The organism is Sphingobium chungbukense, assembly GCF_001005725.1.
In the GTDB taxonomy this organism is placed as follows: Bacteria; Pseudomonadota; Alphaproteobacteria; order Sphingomonadales; family Sphingomonadaceae; genus Sphingobium; species Sphingobium chungbukense.
Map to the genome: position 1 here is coordinate 325,301 of NZ_LBIC01000007.1, position 17,709 is coordinate 343,009.

General features: G+C 65.2%; 20 protein-coding genes and 2 tRNA genes. 17 read left to right on the top strand and 5 right to left on the bottom strand.

What is annotated here, in order from left to right:
- Positions 1-173: 173 nt before the first annotated feature.
- Positions 174-248 (bottom strand) — tRNA-Gln (locus tag YP76_RS16475).
- 129 nt (positions 249-377) lie between these two features.
- Between YP76_RS16475 and YP76_RS16480 the strand changes: the two genes are divergently transcribed.
- The 3 genes from YP76_RS16480 (at position 378) to YP76_RS16490 (ending at position 2,268) form a co-directional block, all read left to right on the top strand.
- The gene (locus YP76_RS16480) at positions 378-899 is read left to right on the top strand and encodes a MarR family winged helix-turn-helix transcriptional regulator (protein ID WP_046764921.1); all 522 of its coding nucleotides are present in this window, start codon (positions 378-380) and stop codon (positions 897-899) included.
- 70 nt (positions 900-969) lie between these two features.
- Entirely contained in the window at positions 970-1,284 is a 315-nt protein-coding gene (locus YP76_RS16485; RefSeq protein ID WP_046764687.1) for a hypothetical protein, read from the top strand.
- 114 nt (positions 1,285-1,398) lie between these two features.
- A complete protein-coding gene (locus YP76_RS16490; RefSeq protein WP_232307590.1) occupies positions 1,399-2,268 on the top strand; it encodes a DMT family transporter in 870 nt (289 codons plus the stop codon).
- Positions 2,269-2,331: 63 nt separating this feature from the next.
- On the opposite strand, the gene YP76_RS16495 is transcribed toward YP76_RS16490, so the two are convergent.
- Positions 2,332-3,102 carry an enoyl-CoA hydratase gene (locus YP76_RS16495; RefSeq protein WP_046764689.1) on the bottom strand — a complete coding sequence of 257 codons (771 nt, stop codon included), beginning with the start codon at positions 3,100-3,102 and terminating at the stop codon, positions 2,332-2,334.
- A 96-nt stretch (positions 3,103-3,198) separates the two neighbouring features.
- On the opposite strand from YP76_RS16495, the gene YP76_RS16500 reads away from it, so the two are divergent.
- The 11 genes from YP76_RS16500 (at position 3,199) to YP76_RS16550 (ending at position 13,563) form a co-directional block, all read left to right on the top strand.
- The gene (locus YP76_RS16500) at positions 3,199-4,185 is read left to right on the top strand and encodes a bile acid:sodium symporter family protein (protein WP_046764690.1); all 987 of its coding nucleotides are present in this window, start codon (positions 3,199-3,201) and stop codon (positions 4,183-4,185) included.
- A gap of 4 nt (positions 4,186-4,189) precedes the next feature.
- Complete coding sequence (locus YP76_RS16505; RefSeq protein WP_046764922.1) at positions 4,190-4,699, top strand: phosphoribosyltransferase; 510 nt, start codon at positions 4,190-4,192, stop codon at positions 4,697-4,699.
- Between the two features lie 499 nt (positions 4,700-5,198).
- A complete protein-coding gene (locus YP76_RS16510; RefSeq protein ID WP_046764923.1) occupies positions 5,199-6,809 on the top strand; it encodes a phytoene desaturase family protein in 1,611 nt (536 codons plus the stop codon).
- A 65-nt stretch (positions 6,810-6,874) separates the two neighbouring features.
- A complete protein-coding gene (locus YP76_RS16515) occupies positions 6,875-7,870 on the top strand; it encodes an aspartate carbamoyltransferase catalytic subunit (protein WP_046764691.1) in 996 nt (331 codons plus the stop codon).
- Positions 7,867-9,090 carry a dihydroorotase gene (locus tag YP76_RS16520; protein ID WP_046764692.1) on the top strand — a complete coding sequence of 408 codons (1,224 nt, stop codon included), beginning with the start codon at positions 7,867-7,869 and terminating at the stop codon, positions 9,088-9,090. Before YP76_RS16515 ends, YP76_RS16520 begins: the two co-directional genes overlap by 4 nt.
- A gap of 66 nt (positions 9,091-9,156) precedes the next feature.
- Positions 9,157-9,232 (top strand) — tRNA-Trp (locus YP76_RS16525).
- 170 nt (positions 9,233-9,402) lie between these two features.
- Entirely contained in the window at positions 9,403-9,609 is a 207-nt protein-coding gene (gene secE, locus YP76_RS16530; RefSeq protein ID WP_046764693.1) for a preprotein translocase subunit SecE, read from the top strand.
- Positions 9,610-9,715: 106 nt separating this feature from the next.
- Positions 9,716-10,252 (top strand): transcription termination/antitermination protein NusG, encoded by a 537-nt coding sequence (gene nusG / locus YP76_RS16535; protein ID WP_037451561.1) that lies wholly within the window; start codon positions 9,716-9,718, stop codon positions 10,250-10,252.
- Between the two features lie 191 nt (positions 10,253-10,443).
- A complete protein-coding gene (gene rplK, locus YP76_RS16540; RefSeq protein ID WP_007709087.1) occupies positions 10,444-10,875 on the top strand; it encodes a 50S ribosomal protein L11 in 432 nt (143 codons plus the stop codon).
- Between the two features lie 4 nt (positions 10,876-10,879).
- Positions 10,880-11,578: a 50S ribosomal protein L1 gene (rplA, locus tag YP76_RS16545; protein ID WP_046764694.1), complete on the top strand. Its 699-nt coding sequence runs from the start codon at positions 10,880-10,882 to the stop codon at positions 11,576-11,578.
- Positions 11,579-11,817: 239 nt separating this feature from the next.
- Entirely contained in the window at positions 11,818-13,563 is a 1,746-nt protein-coding gene (locus YP76_RS16550) for a DEAD/DEAH box helicase (RefSeq protein ID WP_046764695.1), read from the top strand.
- A 144-nt stretch (positions 13,564-13,707) separates the two neighbouring features.
- On the opposite strand, the gene ybaL is transcribed toward YP76_RS16550, so the two are convergent.
- The 3 genes from ybaL to YP76_RS16560 are packed head-to-tail and all read right to left on the bottom strand — an operon-like array spanning position 13,708 to position 15,983.
- Positions 13,708-15,333 carry a YbaL family putative K(+) efflux transporter gene (gene ybaL, locus YP76_RS16555; protein WP_046764696.1) on the bottom strand — a complete coding sequence of 542 codons (1,626 nt, stop codon included), beginning with the start codon at positions 15,331-15,333 and terminating at the stop codon, positions 13,708-13,710.
- Positions 15,334-15,392: 59 nt separating this feature from the next.
- Positions 15,393-15,533 (bottom strand): hypothetical protein, encoded by a 141-nt coding sequence (locus YP76_RS28315; RefSeq protein ID WP_197707360.1) that lies wholly within the window; start codon positions 15,531-15,533, stop codon positions 15,393-15,395.
- Positions 15,534-15,590: 57 nt separating this feature from the next.
- Positions 15,591-15,983 (bottom strand): hypothetical protein, encoded by a 393-nt coding sequence (locus tag YP76_RS16560; protein ID WP_408640447.1) that lies wholly within the window; start codon positions 15,981-15,983, stop codon positions 15,591-15,593.
- A gap of 255 nt (positions 15,984-16,238) precedes the next feature.
- On the opposite strand from YP76_RS16560, the gene rplU reads away from it, so the two are divergent.
- The 3 genes from rplU (at position 16,239) to YP76_RS16575 (ending at position 17,682) form a co-directional block, all read left to right on the top strand.
- Positions 16,239-16,535, top strand: a complete 297-nt coding sequence (gene rplU / locus YP76_RS16565) for a 50S ribosomal protein L21 (RefSeq protein ID WP_007683601.1) — start codon at positions 16,239-16,241, stop codon at positions 16,533-16,535.
- 28 nt (positions 16,536-16,563) lie between these two features.
- Positions 16,564-16,833, top strand: coding sequence for a 50S ribosomal protein L27 (rpmA, locus tag YP76_RS16570; RefSeq protein WP_007683600.1), 270 nt, complete (start codon positions 16,564-16,566; stop codon positions 16,831-16,833).
- A 273-nt stretch (positions 16,834-17,106) separates the two neighbouring features.
- Positions 17,107-17,682 (top strand): GNAT family N-acetyltransferase, encoded by a 576-nt coding sequence (locus YP76_RS16575; protein WP_046764698.1) that lies wholly within the window; start codon positions 17,107-17,109, stop codon positions 17,680-17,682.
- Positions 17,683-17,709: the final 27 nt, after the last annotated feature.

The following is a 17,709-nucleotide window of genomic DNA, read 5'->3' on the forward strand; positions in this document are numbered from 1 at the left end:
GTGGCTCCACCGGAACTGCTCGCCGGCAGCAATGGACGCCCCCGCCCGAACATATTCGGGATCGCTCCCATCCGTACACAGTCCCGCCTTTGTAGCAGGACTTTGTAGCAAACGCCCCGCCACGGTTCCGGCGTCGTCTGAAAGCCCGGTTTGGCAGTATGTTAGGAAAAACTTGGCTGGGGCGGCAGGATTCGAACCTGCGAATGGCGGCATCAAAAGCCGCTGCCTTACCGCTTGGCGACGCCCCAGCAGAGGTGCCGGCGTCGCCGGCGCGGACCGCCATATAACGGCTCCCGCGCGAAAGGAAAGCCTAGTCATTATTTTCCTTAGGCGCCAATATGCCGATCCGTCCGCCACTCATATTGGAACAAGCCGGCATGCCCGTTCAAAGCTCTCCACCGGCCGCTTCACCTTCGCAGATCGCGCCCGCTTCGCCGCTCTTCCTGCGCGAGGATGAAATTCGCCGGGGGATAGAGATGCTCTATTTCGGCTATTCGGCGCTCACCCGGTCGATCGACGAAGGGCTGGTCGCGCAGGGGCTGGGGCGTGCCCATCACCGCGCGCTCTATTTCATTTCGCGCCAGCCCGACCTCACCGTCAAGGATCTGCTGCGACTGCTGTCCATCACCAAGCAGTCGCTGGGCCGGGTCCTCAACGAACTGATCGAGCAGGGCTATATCGAGACCCGGCAGGGCGCGAACGACCGGCGCCAGAAATTGCTGCGGCTGAGCCCCGCCGGTATCGCGCTGGAGGCCGATCTGTTCCGCGCGCTGCGGGAAAAGATGGCGGCCGCCTATGCGCAGGCGGGACAAGGGTCCGTCACCGGCTTCTGGCGGGTGCTGGAAGGGCTGATCCCGGATCAGGACCGGTCGATGGTCTTCGGATTACGCGGCCGCTGACACCCCCGGCGCAACCTTATCGGCTGTGCAACGGTTATTACGGCTCCGTTGACGGCGATGAGGATGAACCATGCGCAAATCATTTCTGGCTGCCCTGTCGGTGCTGACCGTGCTGGGCGTGTCGGCCTGTTCGGAAAAGGCCACGGAAAATCTGGAGAATGCCGGCTCCGCGATCGGCAATGACATGAGCAATGCCGTCGACCAGGCGGGCGACCGGATCGACAATGGCCTCGACCATGCGGGCAATGCGATCGACGAGGGCACGGACCGGATGGGCACCACGATGGACAATGCATCCCGTGATGCCGCACGCACGGCGCGCGATGCCAAACACGACATGGGCGCCGCCATGGAACGCGCGGGCAACGACATGAAGAAGGACTGACCGGCGCCGCCGCCTCTTTCCGGAAGAGGCGGCGCTTGACCTTGGCATCCAACGGTCGCACCAGCTTGCGTCATGCACGGTGCGGCTTCTTCGACTCCCTCCCCTTCCCGGCTGATGATCGGCCGGCCCGAACTGGCGCTGATCGGCATCACCTTTCTGTGGGGCGGCACCTTCCTGATCGTGCATCAGGCGATGCGGCACAGCGGCCCCTTCTTCTTCGTCGGCCTCAGGTTCGGGACGGCCGCGCTGATGGCCTTGCCCCTTGCCCTGCCGGTGCTGCGCGGGGTGACGCGGCGCGAATGGCTGGCGGGCGGCATGATCGGCCTCGGCATCTTCGCGGGCTATTCGCTTCAGACCTGGGGGCTAAGGACCATTCCCAGCAGCACCTCCGCCTTCATTACCGCCGCCTATGTCCCGCTGGTGCCGATATTCCAGTGGCTGATCCTGCGTCGGCCGCCCCGGCTGGCAAGCTGGGCGGGCGTGGCCCTTGCCTTCATCGGCCTGCTGCTGATCGCGGCGCCCAGGGAAGGCCTGTCGCTCGGCCGGGGCGAGGCGTTGACGCTGATCAGCACGCTCGCCATCGCGCTGGAGATCATCTTCATCAGCCTGTGGGCGAGCCGGGTGAATGTCGCGCGGGTGACGTTGATCCAGCTCATGGTGACGTCGATCCTGGCCTTTTCCAGCATGATACCGGCGGGCGAAACCGTGCCGCCCTTTTCCTGGACGGTCGTGCTGTCGGCCTGCGGCCTGGGGCTGATGACCGCGCTCATTCAACTGGTGATGAACTGGGCGCAGCAAAGCGTCTCCGCGACGCGCGCCACGCTGATCTATGCGGGCGAGCCGGTCTGGGCGGGGATCATCGGCTGGATAGCGGGCGACCGCCTTCCCGCGATCGCCCTGCTGGGCGGCATATTGGTGGTCGCCGCCGTGATCGTCAGCGAAATCCGGTTCGGGAAGACCGATAACAAGGTTCCACAAGCATGACCCATGGAACCTTGGCAAAGCCCGCGCAGCGCCTGAGTATTTCAAGCTGCTGACGCGTCAGCATCACGGCACCTTGGTAGAGCGCCTGAAAACCGGGGCACGTTTTTCGAAGAAGGCCGAAAAGGCCTCCTGCGCTTCGGCGGACTTGAGCGCTTCCCGGAAGAGTTGCCCTTCTTCCTCTATCCGCTGGTTCAGCGTTGCCGGATCGCCCTTCATCAGACGTCGCGTGGCGGCCAGCGCCTGGGGCGGCTTGGTCATCAGCACGGCCGCCTTCTGCCGCGCATGGTCGAGCAGGCTCTCGGCGGGAACGATCGCCGTGACGAAGCCCCCGCGATCCGCGGTTTGCGCGTCCATAGGTTCGCCCAGCAGCAGCATCGCGGCCGCCTTGGCATAGCCGAGCGTCGCCGGCGCGAGCAGGCTGGACGCCGCCTCCGGCACGATCCCCAGATTGACGAAGGGCATGATGAAGCGCGCATCCGGCGTTGCATAGACAAGGTCGCAATGGAACAGCATGGTCGTGCCGATGCCGACGGCCAGCCCCTGAACGGCAGCGATCATCGGCTTGTCGAAGGCAGCCAGCGCACGAATGAAGTCGAACGCCGCCGCGCCGCCTTCGGGGCCTGCCATGAAGTCCTTGATGTCGTTGCCCGCGCAAAAGGCGTCGCCCCTGCCCGCGAAGAGAACAGCGCCGATCTCGGGACGCGCCGACGCATCGGCGAGCGTCGCCGTCATCATGCGGTACATGACGGCGGTCAGCGCGTTCTTCTTGTCCGGCCGGTCGATATGGATTTCGATGACACCGGCATTCTCGACAATCGCGACATCTTCGCTCACGGTCGGTCTCTCCCTTGCTGTACTCCGCGCGGACTGTTGGCGGATCGGCGGCGGCGCGTCTATCCTTTTCCCGTCATCCTGCCTAAAGGCGATGGCATGAACCGGCTGCGCGACCTTCTCGATCCCTTCCTGCTATTGCTGATCTGCACCGTCGCGCTGGCCTCCGTCCTGCCCGCGCGTGGAGAAGGCGCGCGGATTGCCGGAGCGGCCGCCGATGCGGGGATCGTGCTGCTCTTCTTCCTGCACGGCGCGAAACTGTCGCGCGAGGCGATCTGGAACGGAGCCAGGGCGTGGAAACTCCATCTGGCGGCGCTGACGACGACCTTTGCCATCTTCCCGCTGATCGGCCTGGCCACGCAGCAGGTGACGGCGATCTCGCCCGCGATGCGCGCAGGCCTGCTGTTCCTGACCCTGCTGCCGTCCACCGTGCAATCGTCCATCGCCTTTACCGCCATTGCACGCGGCAATGTCGCGGCAGCGGTGGTCAGCGCGTCCTTTTCCAACCTGCTGGGCATCGTGCTCACCCCGCTGCTGGTGGCGCTGCTGATGGAGAGGAGCGGGACCGCCAGCCTGATCTCCCTCTCCTCGATCGAGAATATCGTGCTGCAACTGCTGCTGCCCTTCATCGTCGGGCATATGGCGCGGCCATTGATCGGCGGCTTCGTCGCGCGGCACAGGACCCTGGTCGGCCGGGTCGACCGGGGATCGATCCTGCTGGTAGTCTATACCGCCTTCAGCGCGGCGGTGGTCGAGGGGCTTTGGCACAAGGTATCGCGGGGCGAATTGCTGCTGCTGGCGCTCCTGTGCATCGCGATGCTGAGCGCGGTGCTGCTCTTCACGCTGATCCTGGGGCGCCTGATGGGCCTTGCGCGGGAGGATGCGATCGTGCTGCAATTCTGCGGCTCCAAGAAGAGCCTGGCATCGGGCGTGCCGATCGCCGGCGTGCTGTTCCCGGCCAGCGCGGTCGGGCCGATCCTGCTGCCGGTCATGCTGTTCCACCAGATCCAGCTCATGGCCTGCGCCGTCCTGGCACGCCATTATGGCGCGGCGGCGGAAACCGGCCCCCGGCTGGCGGCGGGCTGACGCCATGGACCAGCCGAAATTGACGCCCGTGACGATGGAGACCTTTCTCCATCAGATCGATACACTGGTCGGGGCGATCGGGACTTCGGGATGGCAGGCGGACTATCTGGTCGGCATCGGACGGGGCGGCCTCGTCCCCGCAACCTATCTCAGCCATGCGATGGACATCCCGATGCTGTCGGTCGATCTCTCGGCGAAACTGCCCGATTTTGGCGAGACGCTGCTGGCCAGGCTCCAGGAGCGCGCAGCGGCAGGCGAGCAGTTGCTGTTCGTCGACGACATCAACGACAGCGGAGGGACCATCAATCTGCTGCGGCGGGCCATGGCGGGGGTGGTTTCGATCCGTTTTGCCGTGCTGATGGACAATATCCGCTCCGACGCACGGGTGGACTACCGCGCCGAAACCATCGACCGGACCGTGACCAAGGACTGGTACGTCTTCCCCTGGGAGGCGGTGGCCAGGCGGGAAAGCATCCTGGCCGACTGGAGCCATGTACCCGGACGGACACGGTAATCGGTTCGGCATGCGGCACACGGCGGAAAATCTGCGTGCCATCCTTATTGTCGCGCGCGGGATTGTCGCGCACGGGCCTTTGTTATACGGTCGTACAAATTTTCTGCGTGGGCGGGGCGCGCGATAATGGGCGAAGACGGGCAACGGCATGATCCTGGGATGGGACCGCAGACGGACGGCGGCGGCGGGCTTGTGGAAACAAGCACCCATCGATCCGTCCGGTCCGTGCATTTCCCGCCGCCCATACCGCATTTGGGGGATGAGCCGCAGCGGCTTTGGACCTATCCGAAGCTGTGCCCCTATACCGCTTCGACATATATCTCCTCCCAGGCGGCATTCACGCGATCGCCGCTCCCCCCGCGCAACCGCCGGCGCGTGAGGTCCCCTATGCGATCGCTGAAAGGCGGCGGAAGATGAAGGACGCGCGCTCCCTCCATCGACGCACATCCCGACAGGCCCGGCTGCGCGGGCAACCGGCGGCGGGATGGAGCCGCGCCGCATGACCAAACGCTATGACGCGGTCATCATCGGTGGCGGTCATAACGGCCTGGTCTGCGCCTTTTATCTGGCGCGGGCGGGCTACAAGGTCCGCATCCTGGAGCGGCGCGCGGTCGTCGGCGGCGCCGCCGTGACCGAGGAATTCCATCCCGGGTTCCGCAATTCGGTGGCCAGCTATACCGTCAGCCTGCTCCATCCCAAGGTGATCCGCGACATGCGGCTGGCCGATCACGGCTATCGCGTGATCGAGCGGCCGATCAGCAATTTCCTGCCCCAGCCTGACGGGCGCTATCTGAAGCTGGGCGGCGGGATCGAACGGACGCAGGCGGAATTCGCGAAGTTCAGCGCGAAGGACGCCGCCGCCCTCCCCGCTTATTATGACGCGCTGGAGATCGTCGCGGAACTGCTGCGCGACATGACGCTGAAGGCACCGCCCAATGCCGGGGACGGACTGGCGATGGTCATGGCCGCGCTCCGGCAGGGTCGCCGCATCGGCATACTGATGCTGGAACAGCAGCGCGATGTGCTGGAACTGTTCACCAAATCGGCCCGCGCCTTCCTGGACGGCTGGTTCGAAAGCGAGGCGGTGAAGGCGGCCTTCGGCTTCGATGCAGTGGTCGGCAACTATGCCTCGCCCGATGCGCAGGGCAGCGCCTATGTGCTGCTGCACCATGTCTTCGGCGAGGTGAACGGGAAGAAGGGCCTCTGGGGCCATAGCGTCGGCGGCATGGGCACGATCACCCAGATCATGGCGCGGGTGGTGCGGGCCCTGGGCGTGGAGATCAGCCTGGAAGCCGCCGTCGCCAGCGTGCTGGTCGACGGGTCCCGGGCCGTCGGCGTCAGGCTGGAGAATGGCGAGGAGGTGATGGCCAAAAGCGTCATCGCCAATGTCGGCCCCAAACTCCTCTATGAGCGGCTGATGCGCCCGAGCGACCTGCCGCAGGATTTCCTGAAACGCATCCGGGGGTTCAAGACGGCTTCGGGCACCTTCCGCATGAATGTGGCGCTCTCCGCGCTGCCGGACTTCAGCTGCCTGCCCGGCGTGGGCGAACATCATCAGTCGGGGATCATCATCGCGCCGACGCTGGCCTATATGGACCGCGCCTTCATGGACGCGAAGCGCGAGGGCTGGTCGCGCGAGCCGATCGTCGAGATGCTGATCCCCTCGACCGTGGACGAAAGCCTGGCGCCCGCGGGCGCCCATGTGGCCAGCCTCTTCTGCCAGCAGTTCGCACCGGTCCTGCCCGATGGCCGAAGCTGGGATGACGAGCGCGAGGCGGCGGCGGACCATATCATCGCGACGGTCGACGCCTATGCGCCCGGCTTCGCCCGGTCGGTGATCGCGCGCGACATCCTCTCCCCGCTGGACCTGGAGCGCAAGTTCGGGCTGGTCGGCGGCGACATCATGCATGGCAATATGACGCTGGACCAGCTCTGGTCGGCCCGCCCGGTGCTGGGCCATGGCGCCTATCGCGGCCCGGTGAAGGGCCTCTACATGTGCGGCGCGGGCACCCATCCGGGCGGCGGCGTGACCGGCGCGCCGGGCCATAATGCCGCGCGGGAGGTGATGCGGGACGGCGCGCTGCTGGGGCGGTGGCTCGGACGCGCCTGAACCGGTCTTTCGATCTGGCCTTGCCGGCTTGCCCTCTTCCCCACCCTCGCCTAAAGCGTCGGTTCATGCCCGATATCTCCGTTCCATCCGCCCAGCCTGACCTGACCGGCCGGGCGTTGTTTCCGCATCGGCATCTGCTGTCCATCGCCGACCTCAAGCCCTGGGAAATCCGCTTCCTCCTCGATGAGGCGGAACATTGGGCGAGGAGCAACCGGGGCGGCGCGCGCAAGCATGACGACCGGCTGGCGGGCATGACCCAGATCAACGCCTTTTTCGAGAACAGCACGCGCACGCTGCTATCCTTCGAGATCGCAGGCAAGCGGCTGGGCGCGGACGTGGTCAACATGGCGGCGGCCACGTCCAGCGTGAAGAAGGGCGAGACGCTGATCGACACCGCCATGACGCTCAACGCCATGGCCGCCGATGTCATCGTCATCCGCCATGCAAGCTCGGGCGCGGTGGCACTGATCGCGGACAAGGTCGACTGTCCAGTACTGAACGCGGGCGATGGCTGGCACCAGCATCCGACGCAGGCCTTGCTGGACGCGCTGACCATAAGGCGGCGCAAGGGCGGGTTCGAGGGGCTGATCGTGGCGATCTGCGGCGACGTGCTGCACAGCCGGGTGGCGCGCTCCAACATGCTCTGCCTCGCCGCGCTGGGCGCGCAGGTGCGGGCGGTGGCGCCGCCGACGCTGATGCCGCCCGAGGTGGAGATGCTGGGCGCCACACCCTATCATCGCATGGATGAGGGGCTGGACGGCACCGACGTGGTGATGATGCTGCGGCTCCAGAATGAGCGGATGGATGGGGCCTTCATCCCCTCGGCGCGCGAATATCACATGCTGTACGGGCTGACCCCGGAACGGCTCGCCATCGCCAAGCCCGATGCGCTGGTGATGCATCCTGGCCCCATGAACCGCGGCGTCGAGATTTCAAGCGTGGTGGCCGACCATCCCGAACGCTCCGCGATCACGGAGCAGGTGGAAATGGGAGTCGCCATTCGCATGGCCTGCCTGGACGTGCTGACCAGAAGAGCGCGTGGCATGGAGGGATGGGCATGAGCGGACTCGCCATCGTCAACGGCAAGCTGGCCGACCCGGCGGGCAAGGACCTCGCCACCGGCGTCGTCCTGATCGAGGATGATCGCATCGTCGCCTCGGGCGATGTCGCCATACCCCGGGACGCCGAAACGATCGACGCCGCCGGACTGGTGGTCGCGCCCGGCCTCATCGACCTCGGCGTCTTCGCGACCGACAAGCCCGCCTTCCACTTCGGCGGCATCACCCGCGCCGCGCTGATGCCGGACCAATCCTCCCCGCTGGACGACGCAGGCCTCATCCGCCAGGCCACCCGCGCCGGAAAACCGGATTTCTGGGTCCACCCCATCGCCGCCGCGACGCGGGGCCTCAAGGGCGCCGAACTGGCCGAAATCGGCATGATGCAGGCAGCAGGCGCCAAGGCCGTCGGCACCGGGCGCCAATGGATCGCGGACTCGGGCGTCATGCTGCGGGTGCTCTCCTACGCCTCCGGCCTCGGCCTCACCGTCATCACCCATGCCGAGGATGGCGGCCTCGCGGGCAAGGCCGTCGCGACCAGCGGCGAAACGGCGACGCGCCTTGGCCTGCCGCATGCCCCCGCCTGCGCCGAGGCTATGGCGATCGCGCGCGACATCATGCTCGCCCGCGTGACCGGCGCGGCGATCCACGTCCGGCTGGTGACGACCGGGGCGGGCTTCGACCTGATCCGCGCCGCCAAGGCCGAAGGGTTGAGGGTCACATGCGGCATCAGCCCCGCCTATCTCTTCCTCAACGATCAGGCGGTGACCGATTTCCGCACCTTCGCCCGCCTCTCCCCGCCCCTGCGGTCGGAGGATGACCGCAAGGCGTCGATCGCGGCAGTCACGGACGGCACGGTCGACGTCATCACGTCCAGCCATGACCCGCGGGGGCCGGAGGACAAGCGCCTTCCCTTCGCCGACGCGGCCCCCGGCATGGCCGGCGCGGAAACGCTGCTCGCCCTCTCCCTCAATCTGGTGCGGGAGGGGCATGTGTCCCTCAATCGCCTGATGACCCTGCTCAGCACCAATCCGGCGAAGATTCTCGGTGTCGATGGGGGCAGCTTCGCGCCGGGATCGGCGGCCGACCTCATCTTCATCGATCCCGACATGCCGTGGATCGTCGATTCGACGAAAATGGCGGCGCAGGCCGGAAACACGCCGTTCAATCGCGTCCCGGTGCAGGGCCGCGCGCGCCGGATCATGAAGGGCGGCGTTCTCCTCTGATTTCCCCCCTTGCCCTACCCGGCGGCCCACGCTAAAGCGCCCTCCTTCGCTGGCTCCGGCCAGTGCAGGAGTGTAGCTCAGCTGGTAGAGCGTCGGTCTCCAAAACCGAATGCCGGGGGTTCGAGTCCCTCCACTCCTGCCAAGCGAACTGGCCGCGAAGCCTTGTATTCACAGGGTTTCGCGGCTAAGTGCGCTTGAAGAAATATGGGTCGCGAAGCGCGGCCGCACCCCCGGACGCCAGACAGGGCGGGATCGGGAGGGCGGACTGTTGCTTCGCGCTTTGGTGTTTGTTCGAAGGATTTGGTACAGGCGATGGCGAAGGTTTCTCCGGGCGAATTCGTCAATCAGGTGCAGACCGAGGCGAAGAAGATCGTGTGGCCCACCGGCCGCGAAACGATCATGACCGGCGTGATGGTCGTCATCATGACCTCGCTGCTGGGCCTGTTCTTCTTCGGCATCGACACCTTCTTCGGCGCGGTCGTTCAGTGGTTGCTGAGCATCGCGGCGGGGCAGGCCTGACAGGCCGAGTTTTTTTGATTGCCGCGATTTCCCAGTAAATCGCTTGGTTTATTGATTGCCGCGATTTTCAAGTAAATCGCTAAGATCGGGAGTTTGAGACGGTAACATGGCGCGCTGGTACATCATCCACGCCTATTCGGGCTTCGAGAACAAGGTCAAGGAATCGATCCTGTCCGAAGCCGAGCGCATGGGCCTCTCCCAACTGGTCGAGCAGGTGGAAGTCCCCACCGAGACCGTGACCGAGGTGAAGCGCGGCAAGAAGGTGCAGGTCGAACGCAAGTTCATGCCGGGCTACGTCCTCGCCAAGCTGGCGATGAACGACGACATCTACCACCTGGTCAAGAACACGCCCAAGGTGACGGGTTTCCTGGGCAGCTCCGGCAAGCCGCAGGCGATCAGCGAGGCGGACGCCGCCCGCTATTTCGGCGCCCAGAAGGAAGCCGAGGCCGCGCCCAAGCACAAGGTCAGCGTCGATTACGAGATCGGCGACAGCGTCAAGGTGCTGGACGGCCCCTTCGCCAGCTTCAACGGCACGGTCGAGGAACTGGATTTCGAAAAGAACCGGGTCAAGGTGTCCGTGTCGATCTTCGGCCGCGCCACGCCGGTCGAACTGGACTTCGAACAGGTCGAACTGTCGAAGTAATTTTCACGTCATCCCAGCGGAAGCTGGGATCTCGTGCCTCAGGCCGTTCCCTTGCGGCCTGAAATCCCAGCTTCCGCTGGGATGACGTTCAGGGGAGCTAGTGCGGGAGGCGGATTTTAAGTCCGCCGTCAATACCGCTAAACTTGAACCGGGCGCGTCTTCGGACACGTCCAGCAACAGAGTGAGTGAAAATGGCCAAGAAGATTACGGGCTATATCAAGCTCCAGGTGCCCGCTGGAGCCGCCAACCCCTCGCCGCCGATCGGTCCGGCGCTGGGTCAGCGCGGTGTGAACATCATGGAATTCTGCAAGGCGTTCAACGCCTCGACGGAAAAGATGGAAAAGGGCACCCCGCTGCCGACCATCATCACCGTCTATGCGGACCGTTCGTTCAGCTTCGTCACGAAGCAGCCGCCCGCCACCTACCTGATCAAGAAGGCCGTCAACCTGAAGTCGGGTTCCAAGGAACCGGGCAAGGTCGTCGCCGGCAAGATCACCCGCGCCCAGCTCGCCGAGATCGCCCAGGCCAAGATGGTTGACCTGAACGCGAACGACATCGACGCGGCGACGAAGATCATCGAAGGCTCCGCTCGCGCGATGGGCCTCGAAGTGGTGGAGGGCTAAGACCATGGCAAAGCTGACGAAGAAGGCCAAGGTCCTGGCCGCTGCCGTTGACAAGGACAAGCTGCACGGCGTCGATGAGGCGCTGGGCCTGATCAAGACCCACGCGACCGCCAAGTTCGACGAAAGCGTCGAGATCGCGATCAACCTGGGCGTCGATCCGCGTCACGCCGACCAGATGGTCCGTGGCGTCGTCACCCTGCCCGCCGGCACCGGCAAGGACGTCCGCGTCGCCGTGTTCGCCCGTGGCGACAAGGCTGAAGCCGCGACCGCCGCTGGCGCCGACGTGGTGGGCGCTGAAGACCTGCTGGAATCGATCCAGGCCGGCAATATCGACTTCCAGCGCGTGATCGCCACCCCCGACATGATGGGTCTGGTCGGCCGTCTGGGCAAGGTTCTGGGTCCCAAGGGCCTGATGCCGAACCCGAAGCTGGGCACCGTCACCCCGAACGTCGCTGAAGCCGTGAAGGCCGCCAAGGGCGGCCAGATCGAATTCCGCGTCGAAAAGGCTGGCATCATCCACGCCGGTCTCGGCAAGGCGAGCTTCTCGGCCGCCGATCTGCGCAAGAATTTCGACGCGTTCGTAGACGCGATCGTCAAGGCGAAGCCGTCGGGTTCGAAGGGCAAATATGTCCGCAAGATCGCCCTGTCGTCCTCGATGGGCCCGGGCGTGAAGGTCGACGTCGCGGAAGTCGCTTCGGTCTGACCCTTAGCGGCAAGCAATAAAAGGGGCCGCCTTCCCTCTTTGCGGGGGAAGGCGGCCTTCTTATTTGGAACAATCTCCCCTCGCATGGGGAAGGTCGCCGTCGCCTTGGGGATACCCCTGCAACGGTGTGAACTTCGGGGCGCGTGACCTTGCGCCCCGGCTCCGGCACGCCTCCGGAGAGCGACAGGTCATCATGTATCCGTCGGGAATGGCGGGTCGCTTCACCGATGGAAAATATAATGTCTTTCGAACATCTCCCCACCCTCCTCTCCGACGCGCTGACGCGAAAAGGCTATGAAAGCCTGACCCCCGTCCAGGCCGAAGTCACCCAACCGGACGCCGAAGGGCGCGACCTGATCGTCTCGGCCCAGACCGGATCGGGCAAGACCGTCGCCTTCGGCCTCGCCATGGCGAAGGAATTGCTCGGCGAGGGCAACCGCCTCCCCGCCCCCGGCCTGCCGCTCGCCCTCGCCATCGCACCGACCCGCGAACTGGCGCTGCAAGTCGCCCGTGAACTGGAATGGCTCTATGGCGAAGCCCGCGCCCGCATCGCCACCTGCGTCGGCGGCATGGACGCCGCCAAGGAACGCCGGGCGCTTTCCCACGGCGCGCATATCGTCGTCGGCACGCCCGGCCGCCTGCGCGACCATCTGGAACGCGGCGCGCTCGACCTCTCCGGGCTCAGGACCGTGGTGCTGGATGAAGCCGACGAAATGCTCGACATGGGATTCCGCGAGGATCTGGAGGAGATTCTGGATGGCGCGCCCGAAGAACGCCGCACCCTGCTGTTCTCCGCGACCATGCCCAAGCCCATCGTGTCGCTTGCCAAGCGCTATCAGAAGGACGCGCTGCGCATCTCGACCGTCAGCGACGAGCGCGGCCATGGCGACATCAGCTATCAGGCGGTGACGGTCGCCCCTGCCGACATCGAAAACGCCGTGGTCAACCTGCTGCGCTATCATGAGGCGGAAACGGCGATCCTCTTCTGCGCAACCCGCGACAATGTCCGCCACCTGCATGCCAGCCTCACCGAACGCGGCTTCGCGGCGGTGGCGCTGTCGGGCGAGCATAGCCAGAATGAGCGCAACCACGCCCTGCAAGCGCTGCGCGACCGCCGGGCACGGGTCTGTGTCGCCACCGACGTCGCCGCGCGCGGCATCGACCTCCCCAATCTCAGCCTGGTCGTCCATGTCGAACTGCCGCGCGACGCCGAAACCATGCAACATCGATCGGGCCGTACCGGGCGCGCGGGCAAGAAGGGTACGGCCGTGCTGATCGTCCCCTATCCCCGCCGCCGCCGGGTCGAATCCATGCTGCGCGGGGCGAAGATTCCCGTCGAATGGGGCACCCCGCCGAGCAAGGAAGCGATCCAGCAGCAGGACAATGCGCGCCTGCGCGAGAAACTGATGGAGCGCGCCGAACTGGACGAGCAGGACTGGGCATTGGGCGCGGAGCTACTGGAGGCAAAGTCCGCCAAGGAAATCGCCGCGATGCTGGTGAAGAGCGCCCGCTCCGCCCTCCCCGCGCCCGAGGAACTGCTGGACGCCAGTGAGGCGCCGCAACGCCGCGATGGACCGCGTCCCGGCTTCGAGGACACGGTCTGGTTCCGCATGGACATCGGCCGCCGTCAGAACGCCGATCCGCGCTGGATACTCCCGCTGATCTGCCGTCGCGGCCATGTGTCGCGGCAGGACATCGGCGCGATCCGCATCGCCGCCAATGAGACTTTGTTCGAAATCCCCAGCGCCATCGTATCGCGCTTCATCGGATCGGTGAAGCGGACCGGCGAGGCCAATGACGAGGGCGCCGACATCGCCTTCGAACAGGTCGAAGGCACGCCACGCGAAGCCGCCCGCGAAAATCGCCGCGAAGGCCCGCGCGGCAAGGGACGACCCAACGGCGATCGCGGCCCCCGCCCACCCGCGCACAGCCCGCGCCCGTTCAAGGGCGGCCCCAAGCGGGGCGGACCGCGCAAGGCCCGATAATATCAGGAGGGCCGCTCTTCAACGGAGCGGCCCTTCCTCCGAAGCAGAGCATGTTCCGATTGGATTGAATCGGTACATGCTCTGATTTCCTTTGTTTGCCGTGATTTCCGAGCCGTGGAACGTTCGATTCCACTCGCAATCACTCTACCCCGCCCCGCAAAGGGTCAGCATCTTAGCAGCCAGCTCCCGTTCGCCCATGACGACATGGGGCACGCCCAGCCCTTCCAGATGCACGACCTCCGCGTCCGAATGGGCGCGGGCGATGACCTGAAGGTTGGGGTTCAGATGGCGCGCATGTTCATGAATGGCGCCGCCTTCGAACCCCTCCGGCACGGCGATCAGCATGCGGCGGGCTTCACAAATACCGGCGGCGAGCAAATGGCGGTCCTCCAATGCGCTGCCGCGCACAACCGACAGGCCCGCCTCCTCGGCTTCCTCGGCGCGGTCGGAATCGGCCTCCATCACCACGAAATGCACCTTGCGTTCCGTCAGGCGCTCGCCGATCAGCTTGCCCACCCGACCATAGCCGACAAGGATGACATGGCCCATGCGCGGCTGTTCGGGCGCCTTTTCCGCTTCCTCTTCCCGCTTGTTGCCACGCACGATAACAGAGAAGATCAGCGGATTGAGAAGGATCGACACGATCGCCCCCGCCAGGATGAGGTCGCGCGCCTCGGCAGGCAGGACGCCCAGTCCCGTACCCAATGAAGCAAGGATGAAGGAAAACTCGCCGATTTGTGCCAGGCTAGCGGCGATGGTCAGCGCAGTGTCGCCGGGATGCCCAAAGGCGCGGACGATGGCGAAGGCCGCGATCGACTTGCCGACGATGATGATCGCCACCGTGGCGAGCAGGGGAAGCGGCTGTTCGACCAGCACCGACGGATTGAACAGCATGCCGACGGAAACGAAGAAGAGCACAGCGAAGGCATCCCGCAGCGGCAGCGTTTCCTCCGTAGCCCGGCGGCTGAGCGGCGTTTCCCCCAGGATCATCCCGGCAAAGAAGGCGCCCAACGCGAAGGACACGTCGAACGCCACCGCGGCGCCGAAGGCCACGCCCAACGCAATGGCCAGCACGGCAAGGCGGAACAGCTCGCGCGAGCCGCTATGGACGACCCAGTGCAGCGCCCAGGGGATGACCCGGCGCCCGACCACCAACATCAGTGCGACAAAGCCCGCGACCTTCAACATGGTGCTGAACAACGGCGCGAGCAAGGCCGCCGCGCCGCCCGATGCATCGGCATTGTTCATCACGCCGGCCAATGCGGGCAGCAGCACCAGCGCAAGGACCATCACCAGATCCTCGACGATCAGCCAGCCGACCGCGATTCTTCCCCGCCGGGTTTCCACAAGGTTTGCGCCTTGCAGCGCGCGCAGCAGCACGACCGTGCTTGCGACCGAGAGTGCGAGGCCGAAGACCAGCCCTCCCATCAGTGGCCAGCCCATATAATGCGCCAGCCCCATGCCCATCAGCGTCGCGACCGCGATCTGACCGATGGCGCCGGGCACGGCGATATTCTTGACGGACAGCAGGTCGCGCAAGGAGAAATGCAGGCCGACGCCGAACATCAGCAATATGACGCCGATCTCCGCCAGTTCATTGGCCAGTCCGGCATTGGCGACGAATCCGGGCGTGAAAGGGCCGACGATGATGCCGGCAACCAGATAGCCGACAAGCGGTGACAATTTCAGGCGATGGGCGATGGCGCCCATGATGAAGGCAACGACAAGGCCCGCGACGATCGTTCCGATCAGGGGCGTGTGATGGGGCATGGAGTGTCTTTCCCTGGCCGCCGGTGGGGTATGTGCACCACCGGCAGCTTATCATATTTTCATTCAGCGACAGCCAGCACGGCCGCCGACAGCAGCGCGCCGGCCGCGCCCAGTCCTGCCATGACGGCGGGCATGAACCACCAGGGCGGGCGGCGCCGGGACGATCCGTCCTTGCCGCGTCGCGATCTTCTGCGGGTCATGAGGAAATTCCTTTTTCCTTGGTGACGGTCCCGACAAGACCGCCTGAAGGCAATGCGTCAGGAAAAGGCAGGCGGCGCACGGGCACGCGGACGGGAAAACAGATGGAAAGACGGGAAGGACAGGAACGGAGCAGGGAATCGAAGGGCGAGCAACGCCGACACGAGCCCCGGCAGCAACGCCATGACCGGCAGCATCCAGATCGCGGCGGGCGCCAATAGAGGCGCCCGCCCAACGCCATCCGGCTCCGCCGCTCCCACGACGGTCGGATTGGCGTGAGCGCGCGCCTTCAACACGACACTGGTGGTCGCCGGATTGAACGCGGAGCCGGCCCATAGGCTGGAAGGAGGCCCCAAAGGCGCCAGGGCACTCAACAAGGCGACGCCGAGCGAAAGCCACAGCGACAGGATGAAGAGCAGGCTGCCCTGCGTCGCTTCATTCCTGTATGGCACCGGCCTCATGCGTGATAATATCCCTTCCGCAATCGAAGATAGGAACGATCAGGGCCAAAAACCAGCCCTGAAAGCGGGTCGGATGATGGTCGCATTTTCGAACCGAATGACGGCTTTGCCGCCAATCTGAAAATGCTCTTGCCGGTTGACAGAAGCGAGTCATTCCAGTAGCGGGCCACATTCCCGCGCGGGTCCAACAGGGCATAGTCCCTCGACGATCTGCGTAAAGCAGATTTGAACGAGAAGAGAAGAGCCATGTTCGCAGTCGTGCGCACGGGCGGCAAGCAGTATCGCGTCGCCGCCGGAGACAAGATCGTCGTCGAGAAGCTGGCCGGTGAGGCCGGTGACAAGGTGACCCTGGACGACGTCCTGTTCGCCGGTGAAGGCAGCGACGTGAAGGACGCAGCCAAGCTGACCGTTGCCGCTGAAATCGTCGCGCAGGCGAAGGGCGAGAAGGTCATCGTTTTCAAGAAGCGCCGCCGGCACAACTACCGTCGCCGCAATGGCCATCGCCAGAATCACACGATCCTCAAGATCGTGTCGATCGCCTGAGCCGCAGCACATTCTAGGAGTTTGAGTCATGGCACATAAGAAAGCTGGCGGTTCGTCGCGCAACGGTCGCGATTCGGAATCGAAGCGCCTTGGCGTGAAGAAGTTCGGCGGTCAGGAAGTGATCGGCGGCAACATCATCATTCGTCAGCGCGGCACGCGCGTCTATCCGGGCCGCAATGTCGGCATGGGCAAGGACCACACGCTGTTCGCGCTGGGTGAAGGCCGCGTGGTATTCCACACCGGCAAGCTCGGCCGCAAATATGTGTCGGTCGACGCCATGGCCGAAGCAGCCGAATAACGGACGATCGATGACGGATCGTCCCTCGCAATCGGGGCGATCCTCCTGGTGGAAAGACTCTTAGGTCAACCGCCAGAGCTAGAGGGAAACAAGGGGCGCCCCATCCGGGAGCGCCCCTTTTTCCGTTCGTCGGCGTCTTCCCCCTATTTCCCTCAAATCGCTGGAACCCGGACCCGTTTCACGCGTCGTGCGGACGGGGCCCAGCCAGAGAATATAGTCGTCAAGCCGTAACCTTTTGCGGCCATTGGCGCGCCGGAGATCAGGAGACTGTCGATGTTCGCCCGTACCCCCCGTCTGTTGCTGCGGCCCGGCTGGATGGAAGATGCACCTGCCCTTGCCGAAGCGATCGGCGACGCCGCCGTTCTGCGCAATCTGACCCATGCGCCGGCCGAGTACAGCCAGACCGATGCAGAGATCTTTCTCGCTCAGCCACAGGACCCGCGCCTGCCCAGCCTGCTCGCCTTCACCCGTACCAAGGGCGCGCCCCGCCTCGTGGGCGGCTGCGGCATCCATCTGGCGAAGGATGGCATGGCCGAACTGGGCTATTGGATCGCCCGTCCCTATTGGGGATTGGGTTTTGCGACGGAAGCGGCCCAGGCCGTCATGCACATGGCGCGGGCGTCCGGCGTGCGCCATGTGCATGCCGTCCATTTCGCGGACAATCCCGCATCCGGCAATGTCTTGCGCAAGATCGGCTTCCGCTACACCGGACGGACCGAAAAACGCTTCAGCCTTGGCCGGGGCAGCGTGGCGGATTGCCTGGTCTTCGAAGAAGGAGAGGCCGCGCGCATGGTGACCGACTCCTCGATGGATCTTTACGGGGATTCGCGACCCGCCCTGGCCGCCTGATCGATCCATGCGGGAGAGGCGGTACGG

Coding starts and splice junctions, on each gene's coding strand:
- YP76_RS16480 (WP_046764921.1), top strand. CDS start 378: ATGCCCGTTCAAAGCTCTCCACCGGCCGCTTCACCTTCGCAGATCGCG.
- YP76_RS16485 (WP_046764687.1), top strand. CDS start 970: ATGCGCAAATCATTTCTGGCTGCCCTGTCGGTGCTGACCGTGCTGGGC.
- YP76_RS16490 (WP_232307590.1), top strand. CDS start 1,399: ATGATCGGCCGGCCCGAACTGGCGCTGATCGGCATCACCTTTCTGTGG.
- YP76_RS16500 (WP_046764690.1), top strand. CDS start 3,199: ATGAACCGGCTGCGCGACCTTCTCGATCCCTTCCTGCTATTGCTGATC.
- YP76_RS16505 (WP_046764922.1), top strand. CDS start 4,190: ATGGACCAGCCGAAATTGACGCCCGTGACGATGGAGACCTTTCTCCAT.
- YP76_RS16510 (WP_046764923.1), top strand. CDS start 5,199: ATGACCAAACGCTATGACGCGGTCATCATCGGTGGCGGTCATAACGGC.
- YP76_RS16515 (WP_046764691.1), top strand. CDS start 6,875: ATGCCCGATATCTCCGTTCCATCCGCCCAGCCTGACCTGACCGGCCGG.
- YP76_RS16520 (WP_046764692.1), top strand. CDS start 7,867: ATGAGCGGACTCGCCATCGTCAACGGCAAGCTGGCCGACCCGGCGGGC.
- secE (WP_046764693.1), top strand. CDS start 9,403: ATGGCGAAGGTTTCTCCGGGCGAATTCGTCAATCAGGTGCAGACCGAG.
- nusG (WP_037451561.1), top strand. CDS start 9,716: ATGGCGCGCTGGTACATCATCCACGCCTATTCGGGCTTCGAGAACAAG.
- rplK (WP_007709087.1), top strand. CDS start 10,444: ATGGCCAAGAAGATTACGGGCTATATCAAGCTCCAGGTGCCCGCTGGA.
- rplA (WP_046764694.1), top strand. CDS start 10,880: ATGGCAAAGCTGACGAAGAAGGCCAAGGTCCTGGCCGCTGCCGTTGAC.
- YP76_RS16550 (WP_046764695.1), top strand. CDS start 11,818: ATGTCTTTCGAACATCTCCCCACCCTCCTCTCCGACGCGCTGACGCGA.
- ybaL (WP_046764696.1), bottom strand. CDS start 15,333: ATGCCCCATCACACGCCCCTGATCGGAACGATCGTCGCGGGCCTTGTC.
- YP76_RS28315 (WP_197707360.1), bottom strand. CDS start 15,533: ATGACCCGCAGAAGATCGCGACGCGGCAAGGACGGATCGTCCCGGCGC.
- rplU (WP_007683601.1), top strand. CDS start 16,239: ATGTTCGCAGTCGTGCGCACGGGCGGCAAGCAGTATCGCGTCGCCGCC.
- rpmA (WP_007683600.1), top strand. CDS start 16,564: ATGGCACATAAGAAAGCTGGCGGTTCGTCGCGCAACGGTCGCGATTCG.
- YP76_RS16575 (WP_046764698.1), top strand. CDS start 17,107: ATGTTCGCCCGTACCCCCCGTCTGTTGCTGCGGCCCGGCTGGATGGAA.